The following is a 26,565-nucleotide window of genomic DNA, read 5'->3' on the forward strand; positions in this document are numbered from 1 at the left end:
AAATTCACTTTTTCCCCTTTTGGGATTGGAATACTAAAATGTAAATTAACAAAATAATTATCTAAATTCTGAAGCAAACCTTAAAAACATAGTGATTTGAAGGTTTCGAACAAAATGAAAGTTCATCAACAAGAGTTCCACCCACATACTATAGATAGGCTAGTTTTATCGTCACTTTTACTACACTCGTACGGGCAAAAGTTATAAAATTTGCCAAGAATACTAAAAAATTACATACTTTTACGGCCGTGAAAATTTTTACCTTCATATTATCTTTATATCTTATGGCACTTTCGTGTTTGCCGTGTGCAGATGTGGAAGTGAATAGCTTGGCACATTCTGCATCCACAGTTGCAGCAAACCACGAAAATCATTCGGACCAAAACAGTTTCGATTTATGTGCCCCTTTTTGTGTTTGTAATTGTTGTGGGCAACATATTTTAAATTACAATCAAGAAATTACATTTGAGTTTAGAAAAATCCCAACAGAAATAACTACTCAAATTCCTACCTACAAATCAATTCTGGCTTCCAATTTCTTCGGGAGTATTTGGCAACCACCTCAAATAGCATAATGAAGCCCGAGTAATTTCGGGTTATAGAGTTGTGGACTTTCCACAGTATTCAATGGGCATTAGTGTCTAATTACTCATTCATTATACTATTACGATGATAAATAAAATCATTAAGTTTTCCGTAAACAACAAACTCATTACTGGTGTTTTCTTGACGATATTTGTTTTGTTTGGCATTTATTCTTTCACACAATTAAGTGTCGATGCGTTGCCCGATGTAACCAATAATCAAGTCCAAGTAGTTACAAATACTCCTAATTTGGCTACCCAAGAAGTGGAGCAGTTTATAACCTATCCGTTAGAAACTGAGTTCAAATCATTGTCCGAAATGGTCGAATTGCGGAGTACAAGCCGTTCGGGTTTGTCGGTAATTACGATTGTTTTCAAAGACAACGTTCCAGTTAATATTGCTCGTCAACGAGTAGATGAAAAAATAAAATCGGCTACCGATAATATTCCAAAACAATATGGAACACCCGAATTATTACCGCCAACAACAGGGCTTGGCGAAATCTTTCAATATGTTTTAGTCCCACAAAAAGGATATGAAAAAAAATACAACCTATCCGAATTAAGAACCATCCAAGATTGGATCGTGCGCCGTCAATTATTAGGAACAGTGGGCGTGGTCGATGTGAGCAGTTTTGGAGGTAAACTAAAACAATACGAAGTTTCAGTAAAACCCGAACGCCTTTCGGCTAATAATTTAACGCTTATTGATGTGTTTGATGCTTTGCAAAACAACAACGAAAACACAGGCGGAAGCTATATTGATAAAGGTCCAAATATCTATTTTATTCGTGGAGAAGGACTAATTCAAAACCTTGAAGACATCAATAATATTGTAGTCAAAAACAATTCAGGCGTTCCCATTTTAATAAAAGACATTGCCGAAGTTAAATTTGGTTTTGCACCTCGATACGGAGCAATGACAAGAAACGGAAAAGGCGAAACCGTTGGTGGCGTAGTTTTAATGCAAAAAGGAGAAAATGCAGTACGAGTTATTGAGCGAGTAAAGGAGAAAATGAAATCCATTGAAAAATCTTTGCCACAAGGCGTAAAAATTGATGTATTTGTAGATAGAACCAAACTAATTGAGAAAACTGTTAGTACAGTTTCAACCAATTTATTAGAGGGTGCATTAATCGTTATTTTAGTTCTTGTGTTATTTCTAGGAAGTTTAAGAGCAGGTTTAATTGTGGCTTCTGTCATTCCGTTGGCAATGCTTTTTGCCATAATCATAATGAATATTTTTGGATTGAGTGCCAATTTAATGAGTATGGGAGCATTAGATTTTGGGCTTATTGTTGACGGTGCTGTAATTGTGGTCGAAGCCACTTTGCATATTTTCTCAAAGCATTATAAAAGCAATATCCTTTCTCAAAATCAAATGGACAAGGAAGTAATCAAAAGTTCTTCAAAGATTATGAGTAGTGCCATATTTGGGCAAATCATTATCTTAATTGTTTACATTCCGTTGTTTGTTTTAAGCGGTGTTGAGGGTAAAATGTTTATGCCAATGGCACAAACTGTTAGTTTCGCCATCGTAGGAGCATTAATACTCTCACTTACTTATGTGCCTTGGGCTAGTAGTCTTTTTTTAGATAAGAAAGTTAGCGACAAACCCAATTTTACCGATAGGTTTATCAATAAACTAAACAATTGGTATCAGCCTTATTTGGTTAAAGCTTTAGAGAGAAAGTTTGCAGTTATTGGAGTTGCAATATTCTTATTTATTGCATCATTATTTATATTCAATTCATTAGGAGGAGAATTTATTCCCGAATTAGATGAGGGTGATTTTGCAATGAATTACACTATCCGACAAGGAAGCAGTTTGCCTCAAAGTATCGAGGTTGGTACACAATTAGAAAAACTAGCACTAACATTTCCAGAAGTTAAAGAAGTAGTTGGTAAAATTGGAAGTAGCGAAATTCCAACCGACCCAATGCCTATTGAAAGTGCTGATTTGATTATGGTAATGAAAGACAAAAAAGAATGGACTACGGCACACAACAAAGAAGATTTAGCCGAGAAAATGAACGAAAAATTAAGTCAAATTCCTGGTTGTAATTTATCATTTGAGCAACCTATTCAAATGCGTTTTAATGAGTTGATTGCAGGGGTAAAATCGGATATTGCTATAAAAATATTTGGCGATAATTTAGATAAATTGTTTTCAGAAGCCAATAAAACGGTTCCTATCATCAAAGGGATTGAGGGGTTAACTGATATAAAAGTAGAACAAGTAACGGGGATGCCTCAATTGGTGGTAAAATACAACCGAAATAAAATTGCTCAATATGGATTAAATATTGCCGATGTAAACCGAATTTTAAACACGGCTTATGCAGGTGGAACAACTGGCGTTGTATATGAGGGAGAGAAAAAATTTGATTTGGTCGTTCGTATTCCTAAAAACCAAAACACAGATATTGACGCTTTAAAATCATTATTAATTCCAACACCGAGAGGCAATCAAATTCCATTAAACGAAGTGGCAGAAATCACTTTTAAAACTGCACCATCACAAATAAGCCGTGAAAATGCAGAGCGTAGAATAGTGATTGAAGCCAACGTTCGTGGTCGTGATGTTGAAAGTGTAGTTTTAGAAATTCAACAAAAATTAGATGCCAAATTAAAATTACCTGAAGGCTATTTTATTACTTATGGTGGACAATTTCAAAACCTACAAGAGGCAAAAGGAAGATTGCAATTAGCTGTTCCTGTTGCGCTGTTGCTTATTTTCTTTTTACTCTTTTTGTCATTCCGTTCACTTAAAGAAGCTACCATTATTTTTTCAGCAATTCCTTTGGCATCCATTGGTGGAATTATTGCTTTGTGGGTTCGTGGAATGAATTTTAGCATATCAGCAGGAGTTGGCTTTATTGCGCTGTTTGGAGTAGCAGTTTTAAACGGAATCGTTTTAATAAGTTATTACAACCAACTAAAAGAAGAGGGCGAAGACAATCTTTTAAAACGTATTTACAAAGGCAGTAGTGCAAGGTTAAGACCAATTTTAGCAACAGCAACCGTCGCTTCTTTAGGCTTTTTACCAATGGCATTAAGCACGAGCGCAGGGGCAGAAGTACAAAAACCATTGGCGACTGTCGTTATTGGCGGTTTGCTAACTTCTACACTATTAACATTATTTGTTTTACCAGTTTTATATTATCTAGTTATGACACCAAAAAAGATAAAAGTAAATCCAAAAATCGCAACTATTGTTGTGCTGTTTTTTAGTTGTTTTTCTTTCAATGCCAATGCACAAACACAAACGTTCACTTTGCAAAATGCGTTGGATTTGGCAACCAAGAATTATCCAACGTTGCAACAAGCGACTTTGCAAACACAGCAACAACAAGCATTAACCAAAACGGCAACTGTTCTCGATCCTTTCAATATCAATAGTAATTTAGGACAAATAAACAGCAAGTTGTTTGATTATAATATTGGCGTAGCACAAGGTTTTAAACTATCAAACAAAGCCGATAGAAACCTATTAAATCAAAATGTAGCAGTAGCAAAATCCTTTGAAGCTGTTACAAAAAATGAGTTGATAAAAAACGTGTCAAATGCCTATTTCAATTGGCTTTACAATGTCCAACACTATAATTTATTGCTAGAAACGGATAACATTTTTGCCGATTATGAAAAATATGCGGATAAGAAATTTCAAGTAGGAGAAACGAGTAAATTGGAAAAAATAAACGCCTCATTGCAACGCAAAGAATTAAAAATGCAATTGGCAGAAGCTAATTCGCAAGTACTGTTTTATTTGACCGAATTACAAAAGTGGACACGAACCAATGAATCATACCAAGCACCAACGAAATACGATGCTTTACCCGAAATTAATGTAAGCGATAGTACATTGGTCAAAAACCATCCTGTTTTACAGTTTTTACAACAGCAAATTATAGCTAAAGAATTAGCAATAAAATCTGAAAAGGCAAAAGCCAATCCATCTTTCAATTTAGGCGTAAATACTCAAAGTTTAGACAAAGAGAATCCATTTTATTATGGTAGTTTGGGTATCAATATTCCTTTATTCAGAAACGGAATTAAAGCCAAAACACAAGTTGCTAAACTAGAAACCGAAATTGCTAAAAAGGAATTAGAAAAATCCCAACAGGAACTAGCAACTATTTATTTGCAACAATTCCAATTGCAAAAACAATATTCCGAGCAACTCAATTTCTACAAAACAGAGGGTTTGCCAATGGCAGAAACCATTGTAAATTCAGCACAACGGCTTTATAAATCGGGAGATATTGGCTATATAGAGTATACCCAAAACCTAAAAGATGCCAATAAAATAAAAACCGATTATTTGATTGCAATGAACAATTACAATCAAACGATAATCAACATTCAATATTTATTAAACAAATAAAATCCTAAAGATGAAAAATAATATAGCAATCATAATCCTTTTGTTTTTGGGCGTAGTTTCTTGTAAAAAGAGCGATGCTGAAGCACCAAAGGAAACCGAAGCCGAAAAAACTACAACAGCAGTAGTAACGTTTACCGATGCACAAATAAAAGCCATCGATTTGCAGTTGGGCGATTTTGAAAATAAAAACCTAACGACAAATTTAAAGATAAACGGAAAACTATCATTGCCACCACAATATCAAGCGCAAGTTAGTATCTTGACTGGAGGTGTTGTAAAAAACATTTTCGTGCAAGAGGGCGAATTTGTTAATGCAGGAAAGACTTTGGCAACAATCGCCAATACTGATGTGATACAATTGCAACAGGATTATTTAGAGAACAACGCCAATCTTATCTATTTAGAAAAAGAATATCAACGCCAAAAAGAGTTGCGTGATGATAATATCAATGCAGGGAAAACCTATCAACAATCGCAAAGAGAATTGCAAATTGCGCAAGCCAAAAAGGAAACCTTAAAATCTAAATTGGCTCAATTAGGAATTAATGCCAATAATTTATCTTCTAAAAATATCGCTTCAAATATTGCCATTTCAGCACCGATAAGCGGTTACATTCAACACATCAATTTAAGTATGGGCAAATTTGCCGATGCTAACGCTACATTATTTGAAATCATTGACAACCGTTTTTTACATTTGGATTTAAAGGTTTTTGAAAAAGACATCCATAAAATCAAAATCGGGCAAGAAATAACGTTTAGTGATGCTAACGATGTTTCACATTCGCACCCAGCTAAAATTTACGCTATCAATAAAGCTTTTGAGCCGAACGAACAAGCTGTAATAGTTCACGCCAAAATAAACGAAACCACCGAAACCGTCTTGCCCGGAATGTATGTAGAAGCAAGAGTTAAAATCGACAATACTAATACAAAGGCACTGCCAACGGAGGCAATTGTAAATAATGGGAACGACCATTTTATATTTGTAGCAACTGGCAAAAATACTTTTCAGGAAATAAAAGTAAATATTGGAGCATCCGATTTGGGCTATACAGAAGTAAAAGCAATCGATAAAATCCCTGCCAATGCTAAAGTAGTTATCAAAGGGGCGTATTATCTTTTATCAGAATTAACCAAAGGAAGCGGAGAAGAATAATAAATTATAAAAATAATATGGGAAAATGTTTTTGCAACAAAACAACCAAACCAAGTCAATTGGAATCAAAAATACCCTCAAACAGCTATTGATTCTTTAGAAAATATAAACCTATCCAAAACCGCCAATATTATCGATATTGGTGGTGGTGATAGTAATTTAGTTGATGCCATACCAGACAAATAGTATAAAATTATTGGGGATTTAGACATTTTAAAAATTGGTTAGACAGAGCAAAATACGTTTGGAAAATAACGCTCCTTTAGTCCATTGGATTGTTGCTGATAGTACAGAATTCAAACCCGAATTAGCTTTCGATTTTTGGCACGACCAAGCCGCTTTCATTTCTTGACAGAAAAAGAACGGACGACTCCATATAAAACCATTATTAGAAATGCAATAAACCACAACTGAAATTTTCTTTTAGGCAGTTTTCCATAAAATGGACTGCTAAAATGTATTGGTTTGGAAATTAAACAATAGCCTGAAAACGCATTGAAAAATACGTTCAACAAGTGTTTTCAAGCCGTGAAATGTTATGAAGAAAATCAAACACCCCTTTTGATTAAGCCAAAACTTTCAGTTTTGCGGATTTAAAAAAATTATTAGAATGATACATCCACTAATACGATGCAAATCACAAAATTATTCAAATAGCTCCTCTTGAAAAATTAGCCCGCTTTGAAAATTAGTTTTTTATTAGTTTTTTTAAAAATATAAAATAATGTTTAACAGTATAATTATCGAAATTTATCTAAAGTGATATTTTTATAATTCGGCACATACATTTTAGTTTTCACAAAAGCGGCAATATCAGTAGGTTTATCGACTCCTGCGAGCTCGCTTTCGAAAATAACTTCGGCAATTTTTATGGCCACATTGACAGAAACATTCAAAATGTTTTTCACACTCGGATAAATCAAGCCCATTTCAAAATCCTTTTGGGTAACTTGTTCAGCAACCGCTTCGGCCGCAGTGATGAACATCAAATCGGTAACCCGTTTCGCTTCGGTGGCAAAAAGTGCCAATCCCATAGCTGGAAAAATAAACACATTATTTCCTTGTCCTGGAGTAAATGTTTTTCCTTCATAAATAACAGGCGCAAATGGACTTCCGCTGGCAAAAATGGCTTTACCTTTGCTCCAAACATAAGCTTGTTCCGCAGTACATTCAGAATGTGAAGTCGGGTTGGAATACGGAAAAATAATAGGTCGTTCGTTGACCAAACTCATATTTTCAATCACTTGCTGATTGAATGCCCCTCCCACGGTGCTCACTCCAATGATAGCTGTTGGTTTTACTTGAAGTACGGCAGCGGCCAAATCATTAGTAGGTTCGCCCTGGTGTGCAAATTGTATTTGATACTCGGCCAAATCGGTTCTTGACGACACCAAAAGTCCATTGATATCAAACATCCAAATATGCTCTAAGGCTTCTTCCCTACTCAAACCGTCTTTCTGGAATTTTTGAACTAACAAATCGGCAATACCAAAAGCAGCAGCTCCTGCGCCAAAGAATAGGAATTTTTGATCCTTGAAGGGTTTCCCCATCAACCGGCTTATCGAAATAAATCCGGCGGTCGCAATTGCCGCTGTACCTTGAATATCATCATTGTAGGTGCAAACTTTATTTTTGAATTTATTCAAAATTCGAATGGCATCGACCCCTTTGAAATCCTCCCATTGGATGCAAATCTTAGGAAAAACTTTGTTGATGGCGATTACAAAAGCCTCGATAAATTCATCATATTCCTGCCCAGTGATTCGCTTTTGTTTCAAACCAGGATAGAGCGGGTCTTTTAGAAAATCTTCATTATTGGTGCCTACATCCAAAATGATAGGAAGTGTATGCTCTGGCGGAACCCCTGCACAAGCCGTGTATAAAGCCAATTTACCGATGGGAATACCCAATCCGCAGACTCCCAAATCACCTAATCCTAAAATTCTTCCGCCATCGGTGACAACGGTAAAACGAATGTCTTCTTCGTGCCAATGTCTAAGAATTTTTTCGATCTTATCCTTTTGATGAATTGAAATATGCAAACCTCTGACTCTTCTGGTGATATGGCCAAATTTTTCACAAGCTTCACCCACCGTTGGCGTATACACCAAGGGCAAAAACTTCGCAGGATCATTACTAACCAAATTAAAAAACAAGGTTTGGTTCGTTTCTAATAAATTAGACAAATAAATGTATTTGTTAATCGGTGCTTCAATCTGCTCCAATTGATTATCAATCCGCAGCATTTGGGTTTCGATACTTTCAATTTGATCCGGCAGCAAACCTTCTAAATGGTATTTTTCTCTTTCTTCTAATGTAAAAGCAGTCCCTTTATTGAATCGGGGATCTCGCATCAACGAATAGCCTATATTATCTTTCATAGTTGTACTATTTTAGGGTTAGTAACAGATTCTACCTTTGGATCTATATTTAAAAATAAATCTAAAACAGAATCATCCTCGGCTTCAACGAATTACAGTCGAAGAAAAACCAAAGTTAGCAAAGATTTTCTGCACAATCAATCAATAAAATAAAAAAAGAGGAAGATTGACTATTTTCAAAAGGTTGCAAAAAAAAAAGGTTGTAACTATTCGAAAATAATTACAACCATTTAGGTTCAATCCAAAAACTTTAATCTGCGTGAGCGATACTGGAACTCATATAAAAGAACAATCGCAAAGTATGATTCATATCGTACTGATACCCATTCGACTTTTGTTGATACACATTCATATACCCAAAATCGAAACTCAATTTAGGATTGATAGATTGTTTAATTCCAATAAAAAAACGATTTTGATCAAAAGTATTCAGAACGATATCCTGCCCAAATTGAACCAACAGTTCATCTGAAAGAACTAACGAAGGCGCTTTTTTATTTTTGAATACAGGAATGGTGGCACTTAACAAATACCGTACACGATTCGAAAATTTATTTTCGCCTGTTTCCTGGTCATTGACTATGATTTCTTGCCAGCGCTGTTCATTTCGAATCCGTTGAAGCAATGCAACATTTCCTTGTTTGGTAATCATCTGAACTTGTTGATAGATTCTGTTTTCATCCGAAAAAGTACTCCAGGTAGGATTCTTTGGTGCCAACCACATATGGGCGTATCCAGCGGTAAATGAAAATTTTGAATTCGGAATATAGGCAAGTCCGCCTCTTAAAAAGAAAAAATTATTGTCCTGAAAAAAATCATTGGTTCTAAGATGAACATCAGCAGCAATTCCCCAATGTGGACTAAATTTAGTAACTGTATTCAGGGAAACCCAGGTTTGAAACTGTTCATTGATTTCTTTTGGTTTGACGGTTTGGGCTAATAGTACTGCGGGGAATAGTACCAAAAGGATTTTTAATAAATTTGTTTTCAAAATAGTGTGTTTAAGTTGTGTTTTTAATTTCGACTGCAAATTTACTTTATAGATTTGGCGACTACAAATTTTAGCTTGTGTAAAAAGTGCAAAAAACATAATTTATTTTTATTCTATTTAGGTAAAATAGTACACAAAAAAAACGGTCATCCCGCATTACAAATCGGAAGATGACCGTTAATTATAAAGCTATAGAACAAAGACGTTCCATTTCAAAATGTTTATTCCTTACTAAAAGCTCTTGCTGCTTCTCGTTCTAAATCAATATATGGCTCTTTTCCAGTATTCACAGTTACAAAGCTAATTTCGCCTCCTTCAAATTCTCCGGGCGAAGCATATTGTTTGCTCACAGGATCTCCACTATCAAAACCTACACAAAGTCCATCACCCACAAGGGTAAACTTACCTACTTGAGCGGTCATTGCACCTGTTGCAACAGCTTTGTCGTTGATATACAATTTGGCAGTACCTATAGATTCTCCGTGTTCACCTGCTTTTTCTTTGGTAAACTCCACACCAAAAGTATATTTTCCTGGTTTTATGGTCTCTGTTGAAACCAATTGCTGTTCTTTGATACCCAAGAAATTATACACATAATACAATTTTTGGTCTTTAATAAACAAACTATGTCCTCCAAAACGAGAACCGTGTGCAAAAATCACACCCGATGCATCCGCTTTAATCTCTACATTGGCAATAATCTTGTACGACTTTCCTCTAACACTAACCGCCACCGCTTCGGGAACTTGACTTGTGTGCGGGTAATAGGTATAACTATCTTTCGCTTCTTCTTCGGTTGGCCTTGGAATGGTTATGATTTGCATGGTAGTTCTATCATCCAAGGGCAAAGCATTATTTTTCTTGGCTTCATCCAACCACAATTTTTTCAAAGCTTCTAATTTGTCCGGATATTGTTTGGCCAAATCTTTAGACTCAGAACGATCGGCTTCCACATTATACAGTTCCCATTGATCTTGATCAAATTTTCCTTTATCGGTCAAAGGCGCATGTACAGCAACGGCCTTCCAACCGTCTTGCCATACAGCGCGAGTACCTAACATAGAAAAATATTGAACGTGTTTTTGGGTAGGATCATTCGGTTTTGCATCAAAACTGTATTTCATCGAAACTCCAGATAAAGGATATTGTTCGACTCCTTTATACACCTTTGGCATTTCCAATCCACAGATTTCTAAAATGGTTGGAACAATATCAACGGCGTGATGGTATTGATTACGTACTTCGCCACGAGCTTTGATTCCTTTTGGCCAGGTAATCGTCAACGGACAATCTGTGCCTCCGGCATAGTTGGAATAGCGTTTGAACATTTTAAAAGGTGTCGATAATGCAGCTGCCCAACCAGTTGGATAATGCTCGTAGGTATTGGGGCCTCCCAACTCATCGATCAATTTCATATTCTCAGCTAAATCATCAGGAAACCCATTGAAGAATTTATTTTCATTTACAGAACCGTTTGGTGTACCTTCGCCCGAAGCACCGTTATCAGAAGCATACATAATCACTGTGTTTTCATATTGTCCTGTTTTTTTCAAATAATCAACAATGCGACCAATTTCTACATCGGTATATTCGGAAAAAGCGGCGTATACTTCGCACAAACGTGAAAATAATTTCTTTTCGTCAGCACTTAATGAATTCCAAGGACGTACTGCATCGGCGGGATTTGCCAAAGCTGCAGGCATCGGATTCCATTCGGTAAGTGTCGTCCCTTTTGGCAAAATGCCTTTGGCAATCATACGTGGCAATACCCATTTCCGATAGGCATCATAACCGTCATCAAATTTGCCTTTGTATTTAGCAATATAGTCTTTTGGTGCTTGGTGAGGGGCGTGATTTGCTCCAGGGCAATACCACATAAACCAAGGTTTCGAAGGATTAGCCGATTTTTGATCCCCAATCATCTTGATAGCTTGATCCGCCAAATCTTTGGATAAATGATAGCCTTTTTCAGGACCATACGGAGCTTCGATGGCGTGATTATCTTCGGTTAAATCAGGATAAAACTGATTGGTTTCTCCACCGATAAATCCATAAAATCGATCATATCCTTGCTGTAATGGCCATTGGCTTTTGTTGGCTCCTGCTGACAAATCAGTTTCAGGAACATTATGATTTTTACCTAACCAAAAAGTACTCCATCCATTATCGTTTAATATTTGAGCCATGGTAGCCGCTTGAGCAGGCAACTGGCAACTGAATCCAGGATAACCGTTGGCGCCTTCAGTAATAACCCCCATTCCATTCAGGTTGTGGTTTCGACCAGTGTTGATACAAGAACGGGTTGGCGAACACAACGCAACTGTTTGCCATTGGGTATAAGTCAATCCATCGGCTGCCAGCTTATCCATAGTGGGCATATTGATTCTTCCACCATAAGGCGACCAAGCTGCTAAACCAGTATCGTCGTAAAGAATAAATAAAATGTTGGGGGAACCTTCCGGAGCTTTTTTACGAACAAACGGAGCCCAATCCGGTTTAGAATCTCTTACATCGAGTTTGATGTCTCCCTTGAATGCGGGTGTTTGTGCCTGACTACTAAAGCAAAGTAGTGCCGTAATCCCAAGTAGCAAAGATGTGATTTTGATTTTCATATGTTATTTGTTTTTAGGAATTTAGAAAGCTAAAGTAACAAAATGTTTTAAAATAAACGAGAAAATACTATTATATAAACCTTAATTTTTAAAGACTTAAGTATTCTATTTTGTGGTTTAGACAACATTTATTGCGAGAAAATTAGATCAATAGCACTACGCTATGATGAAGGTTTACTGCTGCAATAACCCTATACTTCTTCCAATAAAAAGTCAAAATCGCACATTTTTTTATTGATAATATCGCAATACCTTTTTTTGTTTTCCAAATATTATTCTTACATTTAAAATCTCAAAAAGAAACCAATGACCATACCACAATATTTAACCAAAATAAACACCCTTTACATTACTGGTAACGCAAGAGAACACTCCTACAGAGGCGATTTGCAAAACTTGATAATGGCCATTTTGCCCGATATTTTAGTCACTAACGAACCCGCAAGAGTAGATTGTGGCGCACCTGATTACGTGTTAACTCGCAAAGATGTACCAATTGGTTATATCGAGGCTAAAGATATTGGAGTCGATTTAAAAGACAAAAAACTAAAGGAACAATTTGACCGATACAAATCGGGGTTAACCAATTTGATTTTTACCGATTATTTAGATTTTCATTTTTACAAAGATGGCGAGTTCATAACCAAAATAGCCATTGCACGAATAGAAAAAACCACCCCGCCCGATGGGCACCCCTCCAAAGGAGGGGAATTAACAACAATCGTTCCCATTCCCGAAAATTTCGAACAGTTTACCCACCTAATACAAAACTTTGCTTTAACGGTATCCCAAACCATCAAGTCACCCACCAAATTGGCACAAATGATGGCAGGAAAAGCCAAATTAATGGCCGATGTAATCGAAAAGTCATTGAACTATGACGACCAGCAAGGCATTCGTTCCAGTATCAAATCGCAAATGTTGTCGTTTCAACAAATGCTGATTCACGATATAGACAATAAATCCTTTGCCGACATTTACTCCCAAACCATTGCTTACGGGATGTTTGCCGCACGGTATCACGACCCCACTTTGCCGACCTTTTCCCGAATGGAAGCCTCACAATTAATCCCAAAGAGTAACCCCTTTTTACGCAAACTGTTTCAAGACATTGCGGGGTTCGATTTAGACACTCGATTGGATTGGATTGTAGAGGAATTAGTGACCATATTCCTTGCAAGTGATGTGGCGCAGATTATGAAAAACTTTGGTAAAAGCACCAAACAAGAAGACCCTGTGGTTCACTTTTATGAAACTTTTTTGGGCGAATACAATCCCGCTTTGCGAAAAGCCCGTGGCGTTTGGTACACACCGCAACCCGTGGTGAATTTTATAGTTCGTGCCGTTGATGATATCCTGAAAACCGAATTCGATTTACCACAAGGTTTAGCCGACACTAGTAAAATAAAGATAAAAACCAAAGTTCAAAAATTTGACAACCGGTCCAAAAACAAATCTATTGTTATTGGCGAACAAGAACACGAACAGGAAGTACACAAAGTACAAATTCTGGATCCCGCAACAGGAACAGGAACATTTCTTGCCGAGGTGGTAAGACATATTTACAAAAAATTCGAAGGACAACAAGGTATTTGGAGCAAATATGTAACCAATGATTTAATCCCTCGATTGAACGGTTTTGAGTTGCTAATGGCCAGTTATGCAATGGCACACCTCAAAATAGATATGCTTTTAACGGAAACAGGATATAAACCGCAACAATTCCCCTCCTCTGGAGGGGTGTCCGAAGGACGGGGTGGTGACCAACGGTTTAGAATTTTCCTGACCAACTCCCTCGAAGAAGCACACCCCGACACGGCAACCCTTTTTAGTTCTTGGCTCTCAGACGAAGCAGACCAAGCCAACGCCATAAAACGTGATGCGCCCGTAATGGTGGTTATGGGAAATCCGCCGTATAGTGGTGAGAGCAGCAATAAAGGCGAATGGATTATGAACCTGATGGAAGATTATAAAAAAGAACCCGGCGGTAAAGAAAAATTAAAAGAAAAGAATTCAAAATGGATAAATGATGACTACGTGAAGTTTATTCGTTTCGGTCAACATTTTATTGATAAAAATGGTAGCGGTATTTTAGCATTTATTAACCCACACGGATTTCTAGACAATCCAACTTTTAGAGGGATGCGTTGGAATTTATTAAAATCATTTGATAAAATCTACACAATAGATTTGCACGGTAATTCAACAAAAAAAGAAGTTTCTCCCGACGGCTCTATTGATCAAAATGTATTCGATATTATGCAAGGTGTTTCTATCAATTTATTTGTAAAAACTGGAAAAAAGGGAAACGAAGAATTAGGCAATACTTTTCATTTTGATTTATATGGCAAAAGAGAATATAAGTATGATTTTTTGAAGGATAATGATATTTATAAAATTCCTTACAAGCATCTAACCAATAAATCTCCAATGTATTTTATGGTAAAAAAAGATTTTGATGTAGAGAAAATATATAATAAGGGATTCAAAATAAATGAATTATTTAATTTAAATAATATAGGAATAGTTACGGCAAGAGATGCTTTTACTATACATAATACAAAAGAAGATGTAAGAAAAACAATTGAAGATTTTTTAAATTTAGATGATGAAACTGCGAGAACCAAATATAACTTAGGAAAAGACGTAAGAGATTGGCAAGTAAATTTAGCCCGAAAGGATTTACTAACCCATTATCCCAATAAAGGTTTTTTCATTAAATTTTCATACCGTCCTTTTGATGAAAAATGGACTTTTTTCACAGGTAAATCGAAAGGATTCCATTGTTATCCAAGAAATGATGTTATGCAACATTTTCTCAAAGGAGATAATATTGGATTAAATTTGTGCAAACTAGGCAGATCAATTGATTCACATGTTTATTTTTTAAGCAATAAAATTACAGATAAAAACCTAGCGTCATCATTAGATAGCGTTAACACTTTTCCTCTCTACCTCTACCCCGAAACCACTTCGCAACAAAACTTATTAGAAACCAATACAAGAACGCCCAACCTCAATCCCGAAATTGTAAAACAAATTGCAGCAGGTTTGGGTTTGACTTTCACCAACGAAAAAACCACCCCTATTTTGAATTCCCCTCCCTCGGAGGGGTGTCCGCAGGACGGGGTGGTTCATAAGGAATTTGCACCTATAGACCTTTTAGACTATATCTATGCCGTATTGCATTCGCCAACCTACCGTTCGACATACAAAGAGTTTCTGAAAATAGATTTTCCCCGTGTTCCCTATCCAACTGATAGAGATGTCTTTTATAAATTAGTTGCTTTAGGTGGCGAACTGCGCCAAATTCATTTATTAGAAAGTCCTATCGTCGAAAAGTACATCACACAATATCCCGAAGATGGCGATAATGTGGTAAGAAAACCTCGTTTCGAAAATTCCCCTCCTCCGGAGGGGTGCCCAACGGGCGGGGTGGTAAATAATACCCCAATCTATTTTAACACCATTATAGATTTACCCTACAATCCAGCATTAAAACAACGTGCCAAAGAACTTCGCTATGCCGAAAATCTTTCGGAAGTTTTATTTTGGATGCAAGTACACAAGGGTAAATTTCACAATATTGATTTTGACAGACAACGCATCATAGGCAATTATATAGTCGATTTTTATGTGAAAAAACTAGGATTGGTCATCGAAATTGACGGGCCAAGCCACGACACTAAAGAAGAATATGACAAAGTAAGAGAAGATTATTTGAAATCTTTAGGTTTAAAAATATTCAGAATACCTGTAATTGATGTTTTGCAAAATATGATGAAAGCCATTACTGATTTAGAGGATTTTATCAAAGATAATTATAGTAAACCACCCCGCCTTGCAGGCACCCCTCCGAAGGAGGGGAATTTCGGAAAAGTGTATATCAACGAGACCCAGTATTTTGATAACGTTCCTGAAGTCGCTTGGAACTTTTACATAGGTGGTTACCAACCTGCTCAAAAATGGCTCAAAGACCGCAAGGAACGAGAATTGAGTTACGAGGACATTTTGCACTATCAAAAAATAATCGTGGCATTAAGCGAAACGGATAGAATAATGAAAGAAATTGATACAATTGAAATGTAATTAATATGGATAAAAGATTAGATAGTATTACTGATAAATGGAATGAAGCAAATTATCATTATTTTCGATTGAAAAAATATGGAATCCTCTTTGATGAGGGACATGAAGAAGAATATATTACAAAAAAAAAATATCTGATGAATTTCAGATATGAATTAAATTCTTTTGTAAATTCTAGTAGAAGTGTGACTTTCATTATTCAAAAAGTATTTAAAAACAAATTTGAAGGATTTGATGAATGGTATCAAGAAATACAAGAAACATTAAAATCAAATAAATTTGCCAAAATAGTTCTTAATCTCAGGAATAAAAACCAAAAAGAAGGGAATTTTTATCCTCAATTAGTGACTTATAGTAAAATAAATAATGACTTTTCCTTTAAAAGGATAGAAAGTGTGATTTCTGTAGGTAAGCAAATCGATATTAGAATTCCAGATAATATTGTAAGTTATGAAATAATTACAGATATAGACTTTAACGATTTAGATATTACTTTAGAGTATGATAATTCAAACGACACTAGTCTTGATGAAATTCGAAAAGGGATGATTGATTTAGCAATTAGAGAATATCACAAAGAAGTTATTTTAAGAAAGCAGAACCTTACAGAAGATGATATGAAAAACATGAAGTTTAAAAAATACACTTTAGTATTAGGTGAAGGTTCCGAATATTCAATTTCACAAGTTATAGAAGAATGTGAAGAAAATTTAAATTTTTTAAAAAAAACAATATTTGAAGCAAAGTCAAAATTCTTAAATACGGAATAATTAACACATAGGAAGTAAATCATATTAAATCAAAAAGAGCGTAATATTATTTTCATATTGATTTATGTTAATGACTAAAAAACTGTATTTTAGGACGAGTCATAGGACGGGTCAGGGTCATTTTTTGCTCCATATCAAAGCCTAGCCAAAGCCCCATCAAAGCCCTATATAGTGTATGAATAGTGTATGAAAAATAGAGGCCTGCAGTTATCAAAGTTGAAACAAGCAGCAGTATGAAATTACAGCACTAAAAAACCAAATCGATTTTAAGATAAGATTAATTCTTTGCATCACTTTTATTATTAATATTGTAAAACAATTTAATTCAAATACTATGAAAAAAATAATCATCGCTATCGTACTTGTTATTGCCGTAGTCATTGGGTGCAAAACAAAAAACACAACAGATTCTAAATTTTTGAACCTTGTTTTCGAATCCAAAAGCAACAGCAACGTCACAGGAACTGCCACATTCACCGAAAAGAAAGGCAAAGTAACTTTTGTAGCCAAACTATCGGGTCTTAAACCCGGAATTCACGCCATTCATATTCACGAAAAATCCGATTGCACCGCGGCTGACGGAAGTTCGGCTGGAGGACATTGGAATCCCACCTTCAAAAAACACGGACAATGGGGAGTTGGCGAACACCACAAAGGCGATATTGGCAACTTTACTGCCGATGAAAAAGGAAACGGAACTATTACATTAACTACAGAGGAGTGGTCTATTGGCGGCGAAGATGCTACTAAAAACATAATTGGAAAAGGATTAATCGTACATCAAGGCGCCGATGATTTTGTTTCTCAACCTGCCGGAAATGCGGGCGCTAGAGTCGCTTGTTCGGCAATAATTAAGTAATTCAACAACGATTATATCGACACAGATTTTACCAATTTTCGCAGATTAATTTTTGCTACTCTTTGACCCGAGCCATAGTGAACTGCTGAAGCAAATCTGTGTCAAATAACTTCTAAACATTTGGACAAAAAACAACTGCACTATTTTAAAAATGCCAAAGAATGGCGCGAATGGTTGCACGAAAACCATGCTACATCAACTGGTATTTGTCTCATTTTCTACAAAGTAAGCAGCGAAATGGAAAGCATGCGTTGGGAAGAAGCCGTTCAGGTCGCTATTTGCTACGGCTGGATTGATTCGACTGTAAAAAAAATAGATGAAGCACGAAGGAAACAAGTGTTTTCGCCCAGAAAAGATAAAAGTGTCTGGAGCAAACTCAACAAAACCTATATCGAACAACTCCTGAAAGAGAATCTCATTCACGAAAGTGGGCTGAAAAAAATCGAACTGGCAAAACAAAATGGCTCTTGGAATTCCTTGGATGCTGTTGAAGACTTGATTATTCATGCAGATTTAAAAGCAGCATTTGAACAAAATGAAATTGCTTTTGCAAACTATCAAAATTTTAGCCCATCCTACAGAAAAAGCTATCTATATTGGCTCAATCAGGCCAAAAGAGAAGAAACTCGAAACTTTAGAATCACCGAAATCATAAAATTTTGTGCCCTAAATAAAAAATCGAGAGTATAATTTTTCGACTAACTCCCAAAAAATCCTAGCTTTGCAATTCAAACCAAAGCAATGATTAACCCTTCGACCCACGGCTGGATAGACAAATATTTTGTAAAGCAAAACACTGCCTTGCCTGAGGTTGAGAATAATCCCATACCATTTTACAAGGCCATAAGAGCAACCGGATTTATTTATGGTCATATAGTTTCCTTCAATACGCCCGTTGCGATAGCCACAAAAGGTTGGCTGAAAACTGAGATTTCAAAACTTGCCTTGCTCAACAATTTGTACGGTATGTTTCGGCTGACCACCAACGAAAATAATCCTGAAAAATTTGTGTTGAAGGCGGGAGCATTTTATAACGAAATGAATCCGCAAAGTTTTAATTGGTTCAAAATGGTGTTGCCTGGCAGCTCAGCTTCTCTTAGTTTAGAAAAAATTATAGACAGCCGCGTGCAAACCAATGTAGATATCATCAGCAAAAATTTTTCGCATATCGTTACCAACGCTTTACTATTTGTAGATGTTTTGGCTTTTCGTCAATACTTGATTCACGGCACCCTACCCGATAAATATTTGAAAAAATTAGAGGAAGCGATTGTGAGTATCGTGTCATTGGCATTAAAAATTAAAACCAATAAATCAAAATACGATGATTTAGTAATCAAACTATTTGAATCATCCGTTCGATACAGCAAATTTTCGAAAGTCGATGTGCAGTCTCAAAGTTTCGGTATGGACGAATTGAAATTGGATTATTTCACCTACGAATTAGAGCAATTATATTTGATCGATATGGCGGGAATGGCCTTGTGGAGTGATGGAATTATCGAAAAAAATGAAGCCTATTTTCTGTATAAATTGGCCGAATTACTAGAAGTTTCAGATGAATTTGTATCCGAAAGCATTTATGCTACCAATGAATTTATTACAAAATATCAAAAAGAAATTCCGTACTTCAACTATTCCAATCCGGTCAAACATTTTTATGACCAAACTACCCAAACTGTACTGAAACTCATCAGTCGAAACAAAAATCGTTTGGTCAAAGAAATCCTCGAAAGCAAGGAATTGATGGTCCTACTCGCCTATTCTACCCGACGAGACTTGAGTGAAAAAGAAAAGAAAAAAGTCCGAAAACAACTTTTAGATATTTGCAAATCGATACCCTCATTGGCTATATTTTTGCTACCCGGAGGAAGTTTGCTTTTGCCAATTTTTATAAAATTTATCCCTACTTTGTTACCATCCTCTTTTAATGAGAACCTTGAAAATGAGGACTAATATATGCTGGAAACCCAAAAGAAAGCCACAAATTGACCCTTTTCGAGGCAAATTTGCGGCTACTCTTGTATGTTTGTCTATTTAAAACTTGAGTTGGTATACATCTGATAGGTCTTTGTCAGAGCTAAAATTAACGTTCAAATCGGTTACATAACCCGAATTCAGTCCGTAAACCCAGCCGTGCAGGGATAATTCTTGCCCTTTTTTCCAAGCCGATTGTACTATTGAAGTTTTCGCCAAATCATAAACTTGCTCTATTACATTCAGTTCTACAAATCGATTGAATCGATCGGTTTCGTTTTCGATAGCATCCAATTCTAGTTGATGAAAACGATATACGTCCTTAATATGTCGAATCCAGTTGTCGATCAAACCCACTGAATCATTTCCCATTGCCGCTTTGATACCACCGCACCCATAATGACCGCAAACCAAAACATGTCTTACTTTCAAAACATTGACCGCATAATCCAAAACGCTAAGCATATTCATATCAGAATGAATGACCATATTGGCAATATTTCTATGAACAAAAGTTTCGCCAGGCTTGGCGCCAATAATTTCGTTGGCAGGCACCCTACTATCCGAACAGCCAATCCAAAGTAATGGTGGTGATTGTCCTTTGGCTAAATCTTGGAAATAATTCGGATCCAAAGCCAGTGAATCCTCTACCCATTTTTTATTTCTTTCTAATATTTTTTCATAGAACTCGCTCATGCTGGTAAACTAAAAATTGATTATTTTTTCAAAAATAGGCTAAATTTACCAAGTGGCTAGCTAAATATTTTATAAAATTATCATTCTTGCTGCCAAGCTTTCAACATCCAAATCATTTTTTCCTGCTCTACAATAAAATCGCCCATCATCGAATTTGTACCTTCGTCTTCGATTTCGCCTGATTTCTTCAAGATAACTCTTTCGATCGAGAGCAATTTAGACAAAGATGATACTATCAATTCGATCGCTTTTTCATCGTTATGAATGTTTTTTCCAACTTCGAGCTGATTACTATTGATGTAATCTTCAAAAGTATGCAACGGAACGCCGTCTAAAGTCAGTATGCGCTCGGCTATCAAATCGATTTTCAATTGGCTGTCGTTATACAATTCCTCAAATTTAAGATGCAAATCGAAAAAACGTTTTCCGCGAATATTCCAATGCAATCCTCTTAAATTTTGATAATAGATCTGAAAATTGGCTAGTAAAACATTCAATTCAGCTGCCAAAACTTCAGCTTCTGCACTTGGTAACCCAATACTATTCAGTTTCATACGATGTATTTTAAGTTAAATATTGTAAAGTTAAAAATAAGACGGCCATATTTTCTATAAATTAAATTGATTGTTTTTATCTTTGCATCATAATATACTATACAATGACGATTACTCAACTTCAGTATGTTTTGGCCGTAGCCGAACATAAAAATTTCACTCTAGCTGCCGATAAATGTTTTGTAACCCAACCCACCTTGAGTATGCAAATCCAAAAAATCGAAGAAGAACTAAACATCTTGATTTTTGACAGAAGTAAAAAACCGATTCAACTGACAGCCATTGGTCAAAAAATTGTAGAACAAGCCAAGAACATCGTCAATGAAGCGGGGAAAATCAAAGATATTGTCGAATATCAAAAAGGATTCATCGGAGGAGAATTTCGAATTGGTATTATCCCCACTATTATGCCTACCATTTTGCCTATGTTTTTGAATAATTTTATCAAAAAATATCCAAAAATAAAGCTCATTATCGAAGAGTTGAATACGAGCGAAATCATCACTCGATTGAAGAATGGTCATCTCGATGCTGCCATCGCGGCAACCCCACTAGAAGATGAAAAAATCAAAGAAATTGTTCTGTATTACGAGCCATTCGTAGCTTATATTCCTGAAAATCATAGCATTTCTAAAAAATCTGAAATAGAAATTGCTGACTTGAATCTTGATGAAATATTGCTTTTGCAAGACGGACATTGCTTTAGAGACGGCATTCTGAATTTATGCAAAAATCAGGGTCCGGGAGTTAAAAACTCATTTCAATTAGAAAGCGGTAGCTTTGAAACCCTGGTAAAATTAGCTAACGAGGGTTTAGGCACCACGCTACTTCCCTACCTGCACACCTTGGATTTGAATGAAAAAGACAAATTGAAATTAAGGCAATTTAAAGAGCCGAAACCGGCCCGCGAGGTGAGCTTGATCTATCCGCAAAGCGAATTGAAAATACATATTATTGACGCACTACGTAACACCATTTCTGGCGTAGTCAAAGGCGCAATTACTTTTCAAAACGTGCAAATTATTAGCCCTATTCAAAAGAAATAAAAAAAGGCTACTCTTTTTGGGAGTAGCCTTTTCCATTTATTTACTTACAATTATTAAACATTGTTTCAATTCTGGTTTTTCGATGGTGAAGTCTAACAACCATTCTCGTAATAACTCCATTTCGTAGGGCAACAACGTTTTTATCGCTTTTTCTAATTCTTTACAAAAAAGTGAAACATCAAAACTCACTCTTTCAAGTACCGATTTAGTGTAATCAAACATTACTTTAGACATAATTATAATAAAGATTAGGGGTTAGAACTGATTACTATAACGATGTAAATTTATAATTTTATTTTCATTTAGGAATAAATTTAACAACGAATTATATTAAATTTTTATTGTATTGAAATACACCGCATTTTACTCCATAATTTCTTTAATGGCTCGAAACATTTCTCTTTTTCCGGGTGCTCCTTCCAGTTTTTCGACTGTAAATCCAGCTTCAATCATATTCCTTTTGATGACTCCGCGAGCCGCATAAGTCACTAAAACTCCTTTATTTTTCAATGCTTTATACATAATATTGAAAATCTCTGCCGTCCATAATTCAGGCTGTACATCATATCCAAACGCATCAAAATAGATGAGATCAAAGCTAGCACTATCATTGATGTCAGTAAAAAATTGTTGCCGTTTGGTGAATACAAAATCTTCCTGCAAAACATGGGGTTCGTTCCAAGAACTATGGTGCAACTTCTCGAAAATGGGCCGTTCTGTTTCCGCATTTAATTCTGAAACATAATTCATTGCTTGGGCTTCTTCAACCGTCACCGGATAGCCCTCGACTCCAACATAAGTAATTTTTTGTTTGAATTTAGGATACTCCAAAAAAGTAATAAAAGCATTCAAACCCGTTCCAAATCCAATTTCTAAAATAGAAACCGACTGGTTTTCGAACAAGGAAAGTCCTTTTTTTATAAAAACATGCTGTGCTTCCTGAATGGCCCCGAATCGAGAATGGTAACATTCGTCCCAGTCTTCGATATGGATTGTGGTTGAGCCATCGCGGGTTTGAACTATATTTCTTTTCAAAATTGTAGTAGTGTTTAATTATTTTGACTTCAAAAAGCCAAATTTAATATAATCCGATTTAGGTATTACCACGAATGGTTCTAATTTATTAGATATTCAACAAATTCATCTCCACATAGTCCACCATTATTCCAAAATAAATAAATCTCAGTTAAATGACATAAATACTATTTTTTTGATACCTAATTTGATGTTTTTTATTTAATTTTGCAAACCGTGCAGTAGCATAGAATTATCTGACTTTTATAAAAACAGTTTAAATAGAATAACCAATTATGAGCGCAACACAAACCTATAAAATAGAAGTACTCAAAGCTTCAACTTCAAAAATTAAAGAGGTAGATTTTGATAATTTACATTTTGGAGAAGTTTTTACCGATCATTTATTTGAATGCGATTTCAAAAATGGGGAGTGGCAAAACCCAACAATCAAACCTTATGCTCCATTTTTATTAGATCCTTCGGCTAAAGTTTTTCATTATGGACAAGCCATTTTCGAAGGTATGAAAGCTTACAAAGATGACAACGACGGTATTTGGTTGTTCCGACCGGATGAGAATTACCACCGTTTCAACCATTCGGCAACAAGAATGGCAATGCCTGAAGTTCCCGAAGAAATTTTTATGGAAGGATTGAATCAATTATTGAAATTAGACGAAGCTTGGATTCAAAAAGGTAAAGGAAATACGATGTATATCCGACCTTTTATGATCGCAACAGGAGCTGGAGTAATTGCCAATCCATCGGATGAATATAAATTTATGATTCTTTTGTCGCCCGCAAAATCATACTATTCCGGCGAGGTAAAAGTGCTAATTGCTGAGCATTATAGTAGAGCTGCCAATGGTGGAATTGGTGCTGCTAAAGCCGCAGGAAATTATGCTGCACAGTTTTACCCAACAAATCTAGCGAACAAAGCAGGTTTCCAACAAGTAATTTGGACCGATGATGCTACACATACCAAGTTAGAAGAAGCGGGAACGATGAATGTTTTTTTCAGAATAAACGACACTTTATATACCGCTCCTACAAGCGAAAGAATCCTGGATGGTGTAACCAGAAAAAGTCTTATTGATTTGGCAAAACGCGAAGGTATCAATGTTGAGGTTCGTCCTGTTTTGGTTTCAGAACTTGTGGAAGGAGCTAAAAACGGCAGCTTGAAAGAAATTTTTGGAGCAGGAACCGCTGCTGTGGTGAACCCAATCATCGGATTCTCTTATCAAGAGGTGTATTATGAATTGCCAAAATTAGAAAATTCAGTTGCCAGTCAACTTAAAGAAAAATTGACCAACATACAGCACAAATTGGCCGAAGATACTTTCGGTTGGACTGTTAAAGTTTAGATGGCAGATTGCAGGTTGCAGATTCCAGATTCCAGGTTTCAGGTAGCAGGTAGCAGAATTTAGATTGCAGTTCGGAACAAATAAAAATTATATAAAGCAGTTTAAAGATGATTCATTTCATTTTTTAACTGCTTTTTTATTGCAACCTGCTATCTTTATCTGTTACCCGCTAACAGCTATCTCTTTTATCTGCAACCTGCTATCTTTTTTACTGCTACCTGAAATCTGCCGCTTGCTAACTTCCTCCAAGTATTTTCGAAAAATCGGGTTTAAAATAATTGGGGCCTTTCATTACTTTTCCGTCTTCGCGATAAATGGGCTGTCCATTTTCGTCTAATTTGCTCATATTAGAGCGTTGAATTTCATCGAAAACTTCTTCAATTTTATGTTGTAAACCGTGTTCGATAATGGTTCCGCAAAGAATATACATCATATCGCCCAAAGCATCGGCGATTTCTATTAAATCATTATTCTGAACAGCCTCTAGATATTCTTCATTTTCTTCTTTCATCAAATTGTATCGAAGTTTCTTTTTGGATTCTCCTAAATCGGCTATCGGATTTTCGCTGTAACCCAGTTTAAATGAAGTATGAAATTCCTTAACGGCATTGATTTGTTTTTGCATATTGTATAATTGAATATTTGAGGGAGCAAAATAGTAACTTTTACTAAACAAAACCCTAAATTTGCAGAAAAAATTTTAACTATGTTTAGTCAAGGTCAAATGCTTTTTGCTGGTTTTTTTGTTATTATTTTTATAATCGCAATGATTTACGCTTACAGAAAAGATGCAAAATTGCACAAACTATTCTATCGAGGAAATTTCAAAATTCTGATTGGATTTGCTCTTTTTATAGTGCTTTTGTTTGTGATTAAAATATTTTTTAAGAGGTAGATTTAAACAAAAATCCCCTCAAAGTATATTCTGAGGGGATAGAATTATTTTCAAAATACCATTATTATTGTTAGCGTTTTTAAAAATGTTAGTTACCAACTATTTCTAATTGTCCTACTTTATTCCAATTAGGATCTGCCTGCAATGCAACAGCGACATAAACTCCTTTTTTGTCAGTATTAAAAACTGTTCCAGCAGTCATTTGAGCATTAATTTGATCAGGGGACAAATTATATATCGCGCCGGTAATAGGGTCAATTATCAGCCCAATTATTCCACCTATGAGAATATTTCCTAAGTACCAGGCATTAAATTTTTTCGTTAAAGTAGTTTCATACGTCTGATATCCCTCAAGTTTAATTTGAACAGCATGTTCACTGTTTCTTGTAAGTTTTATTTCAAACGGGGTTTTTCCAACTTCGACTTCATCAATGAAAATGGTTGCCGATGATGGATTACTAGCAAATTTTACATTCTGTTTAGAACCAGAAACAATTGTAGCGCAACTAGATAAAAATAAGGATGTTGATAATAAAAAAGCGAAAATAGATTTTTTCATTTTAAAAAATGATTAAGGTTAATTTATTTGTAATTGATATTGGGGTAATTTTGAAACATTTCCTTGATAGAAATAAAATTCTACTGTCATTCTATAACAACTACTCCATAAATCTGGAGTAGATTTTTGTACAACTTTAACAATATTAGCTCCGTTTGTTCTAGCTAATTTTCGTGCACTAATTAAATTGGAATTAAAATCACAACTGGTTGAAAAGCCACTATCGCCATATTTTGCTTCTCCGAGTTTTATTGCCCCTTCGGGAACTTGATGCAATAAGTCCAAAAAAGCAACTTTATCCTCCATTGTCAAAGGTTTATTTTGTGTAGTAAAACTTGATGTAATGCTTGCCGAACAACTCAAAAGCAAAAAGGGCAACATCGAAATAAATAATCTTTTCATAAAATATTATTTAGTTTATTAAAACTTTAATTAAAAAAAAAATACAAACCTTTTTATTGAAAATTATTAATCTATTGAAAATTAGACCAGTACTTTGTATTAATATTTTGTAATCTTTATCCAACAAATATATAAATATGTTATGTTGATTTGCAAATTTTATTACGAAAATTTACAAAAAAAAAGGATGCCATCAAGACATCCTTTTATTATAAATCAACTGTTG

Annotated in this window: 20 protein-coding genes; 10 read left to right on the plus strand and 10 right to left on the minus strand. The window is 35.5% G+C overall.

Features of this window, described 5'->3' with window-relative positions; all coding sequences use genetic code 11:
* Positions 1–248 precede the first annotated feature (248 nt).
* From E1750_RS03520 to E1750_RS03530, 3 genes are all read left to right on the plus strand, one after another.
* Positions 249–575, plus strand: coding sequence for a DUF6660 family protein (locus E1750_RS03520; RefSeq protein WP_133275439.1), 327 nt, complete (start codon positions 249–251; stop codon positions 573–575).
* 94 nt (positions 576–669) lie between these two features.
* Positions 670–4,971 (plus strand): CusA/CzcA family heavy metal efflux RND transporter, encoded by a 4,302-nt coding sequence (locus E1750_RS03525; RefSeq protein WP_133275440.1) that lies wholly within the window; start codon positions 670–672, stop codon positions 4,969–4,971.
* Between the two features lie 10 nt (positions 4,972–4,981).
* The gene (locus tag E1750_RS03530) at positions 4,982–6,130 is read left to right on the plus strand and encodes an efflux RND transporter periplasmic adaptor subunit (RefSeq protein ID WP_133275441.1); all 1,149 of its coding nucleotides are present in this window, start codon (positions 4,982–4,984) and stop codon (positions 6,128–6,130) included.
* A gap of 740 nt (positions 6,131–6,870) precedes the next feature.
* On the opposite strand, the gene E1750_RS03535 is transcribed toward E1750_RS03530, so the two are convergent.
* The 3 genes from E1750_RS03535 to E1750_RS03545 all read right to left on the minus strand — a co-directional run bounded on the left by E1750_RS03535 (position 6,871) and on the right by E1750_RS03545 (position 12,114).
* The gene (locus E1750_RS03535; protein WP_133275442.1) at positions 6,871–8,511 is read right to left on the minus strand and encodes an NAD-dependent malic enzyme; all 1,641 of its coding nucleotides are present in this window, start codon (positions 8,509–8,511) and stop codon (positions 6,871–6,873) included.
* 250 nt (positions 8,512–8,761) lie between these two features.
* A complete protein-coding gene (locus E1750_RS03540) occupies positions 8,762–9,502 on the minus strand; it encodes a DUF2490 domain-containing protein (RefSeq protein ID WP_165698005.1) in 741 nt (246 codons plus the stop codon).
* A 221-nt stretch (positions 9,503–9,723) separates the two neighbouring features.
* Positions 9,724–12,114, minus strand: a complete 2,391-nt coding sequence (locus tag E1750_RS03545) for an arylsulfatase (RefSeq protein ID WP_133275444.1) — start codon at positions 12,112–12,114, stop codon at positions 9,724–9,726.
* 306 nt (positions 12,115–12,420) lie between these two features.
* Between E1750_RS03545 and E1750_RS03550 the strand changes: the two genes are divergently transcribed.
* The 5 genes from E1750_RS03550 (at position 12,421) to E1750_RS03570 (ending at position 19,788) form a co-directional block, all read left to right on the plus strand.
* Positions 12,421–16,203, plus strand: coding sequence for a type ISP restriction/modification enzyme (locus E1750_RS03550; protein ID WP_165698006.1), 3,783 nt, complete (start codon positions 12,421–12,423; stop codon positions 16,201–16,203).
* A 5-nt stretch (positions 16,204–16,208) separates the two neighbouring features.
* Complete coding sequence (locus E1750_RS03555) at positions 16,209–16,973, plus strand: hypothetical protein (protein ID WP_133275445.1); 765 nt, start codon at positions 16,209–16,211, stop codon at positions 16,971–16,973.
* A 334-nt stretch (positions 16,974–17,307) separates the two neighbouring features.
* The gene (locus tag E1750_RS03560) at positions 17,308–17,832 is read left to right on the plus strand and encodes a superoxide dismutase family protein (protein WP_133275446.1); all 525 of its coding nucleotides are present in this window, start codon (positions 17,308–17,310) and stop codon (positions 17,830–17,832) included.
* A 120-nt stretch (positions 17,833–17,952) separates the two neighbouring features.
* The gene (locus E1750_RS03565) at positions 17,953–18,522 is read left to right on the plus strand and encodes a YdeI/OmpD-associated family protein (protein ID WP_133275447.1); all 570 of its coding nucleotides are present in this window, start codon (positions 17,953–17,955) and stop codon (positions 18,520–18,522) included.
* Positions 18,523–18,573: 51 nt separating this feature from the next.
* Complete coding sequence (locus tag E1750_RS03570; protein ID WP_133275448.1) at positions 18,574–19,788, plus strand: LETM1-related biofilm-associated protein; 1,215 nt, start codon at positions 18,574–18,576, stop codon at positions 19,786–19,788.
* A gap of 81 nt (positions 19,789–19,869) precedes the next feature.
* On the opposite strand, the gene can is transcribed toward E1750_RS03570, so the two are convergent.
* Together can and E1750_RS03580 are read right to left on the minus strand one after the other, a co-directional pair.
* The gene (can, locus tag E1750_RS03575) at positions 19,870–20,505 is read right to left on the minus strand and encodes a carbonate dehydratase (RefSeq protein ID WP_133275449.1); all 636 of its coding nucleotides are present in this window, start codon (positions 20,503–20,505) and stop codon (positions 19,870–19,872) included.
* A gap of 80 nt (positions 20,506–20,585) precedes the next feature.
* Complete coding sequence (locus E1750_RS03580) at positions 20,586–21,059, minus strand: Dps family protein (RefSeq protein ID WP_133275450.1); 474 nt, start codon at positions 21,057–21,059, stop codon at positions 20,586–20,588.
* A 104-nt stretch (positions 21,060–21,163) separates the two neighbouring features.
* On the opposite strand from E1750_RS03580, the gene E1750_RS03585 reads away from it, so the two are divergent.
* Positions 21,164–22,105, plus strand: coding sequence for a LysR substrate-binding domain-containing protein (locus E1750_RS03585; RefSeq protein WP_133275451.1), 942 nt, complete (start codon positions 21,164–21,166; stop codon positions 22,103–22,105).
* A 36-nt stretch (positions 22,106–22,141) separates the two neighbouring features.
* On the opposite strand, the gene E1750_RS03590 is transcribed toward E1750_RS03585, so the two are convergent.
* Together E1750_RS03590 and mnmD are read right to left on the minus strand one after the other, a co-directional pair.
* Positions 22,142–22,339, minus strand: a complete 198-nt coding sequence (locus E1750_RS03590; protein WP_133275452.1) for a hypothetical protein — start codon at positions 22,337–22,339, stop codon at positions 22,142–22,144.
* A 129-nt stretch (positions 22,340–22,468) separates the two neighbouring features.
* Positions 22,469–23,140 (minus strand): tRNA (5-methylaminomethyl-2-thiouridine)(34)-methyltransferase MnmD, encoded by a 672-nt coding sequence (mnmD, locus tag E1750_RS03595; RefSeq protein ID WP_133275453.1) that lies wholly within the window; start codon positions 23,138–23,140, stop codon positions 22,469–22,471.
* Positions 23,141–23,415: 275 nt separating this feature from the next.
* Here mnmD and E1750_RS03600 point away from each other — a divergent pair, with 275 nt between their 5' ends.
* The gene (locus E1750_RS03600; protein WP_133275454.1) at positions 23,416–24,483 is read left to right on the plus strand and encodes a branched-chain amino acid aminotransferase; all 1,068 of its coding nucleotides are present in this window, start codon (positions 23,416–23,418) and stop codon (positions 24,481–24,483) included.
* Between the two features lie 235 nt (positions 24,484–24,718).
* Here the strand turns inward: E1750_RS03600 and E1750_RS03605 are convergent, their stop codons facing one another.
* The 3 genes from E1750_RS03605 to E1750_RS03620 all read right to left on the minus strand — a co-directional run bounded on the left by E1750_RS03605 (position 24,719) and on the right by E1750_RS03620 (position 26,339).
* Complete coding sequence (locus E1750_RS03605; protein WP_133275455.1) at positions 24,719–25,108, minus strand: pyrophosphohydrolase domain-containing protein; 390 nt, start codon at positions 25,106–25,108, stop codon at positions 24,719–24,721.
* A gap of 358 nt (positions 25,109–25,466) precedes the next feature.
* Positions 25,467–25,937 (minus strand): PEGA domain-containing protein, encoded by a 471-nt coding sequence (locus E1750_RS03615; protein WP_133275457.1) that lies wholly within the window; start codon positions 25,935–25,937, stop codon positions 25,467–25,469.
* 18 nt (positions 25,938–25,955) lie between these two features.
* Positions 25,956–26,339 (minus strand): hypothetical protein, encoded by a 384-nt coding sequence (locus E1750_RS03620; protein WP_133275458.1) that lies wholly within the window; start codon positions 26,337–26,339, stop codon positions 25,956–25,958.
* Positions 26,340–26,565: the final 226 nt, after the last annotated feature.

The sequence above is a fragment of the Flavobacterium nackdongense genome (assembly GCF_004355225.1).
Taxonomy (GTDB): Bacteria; Bacteroidota; Bacteroidia; order Flavobacteriales; family Flavobacteriaceae; genus Flavobacterium; species Flavobacterium nackdongense.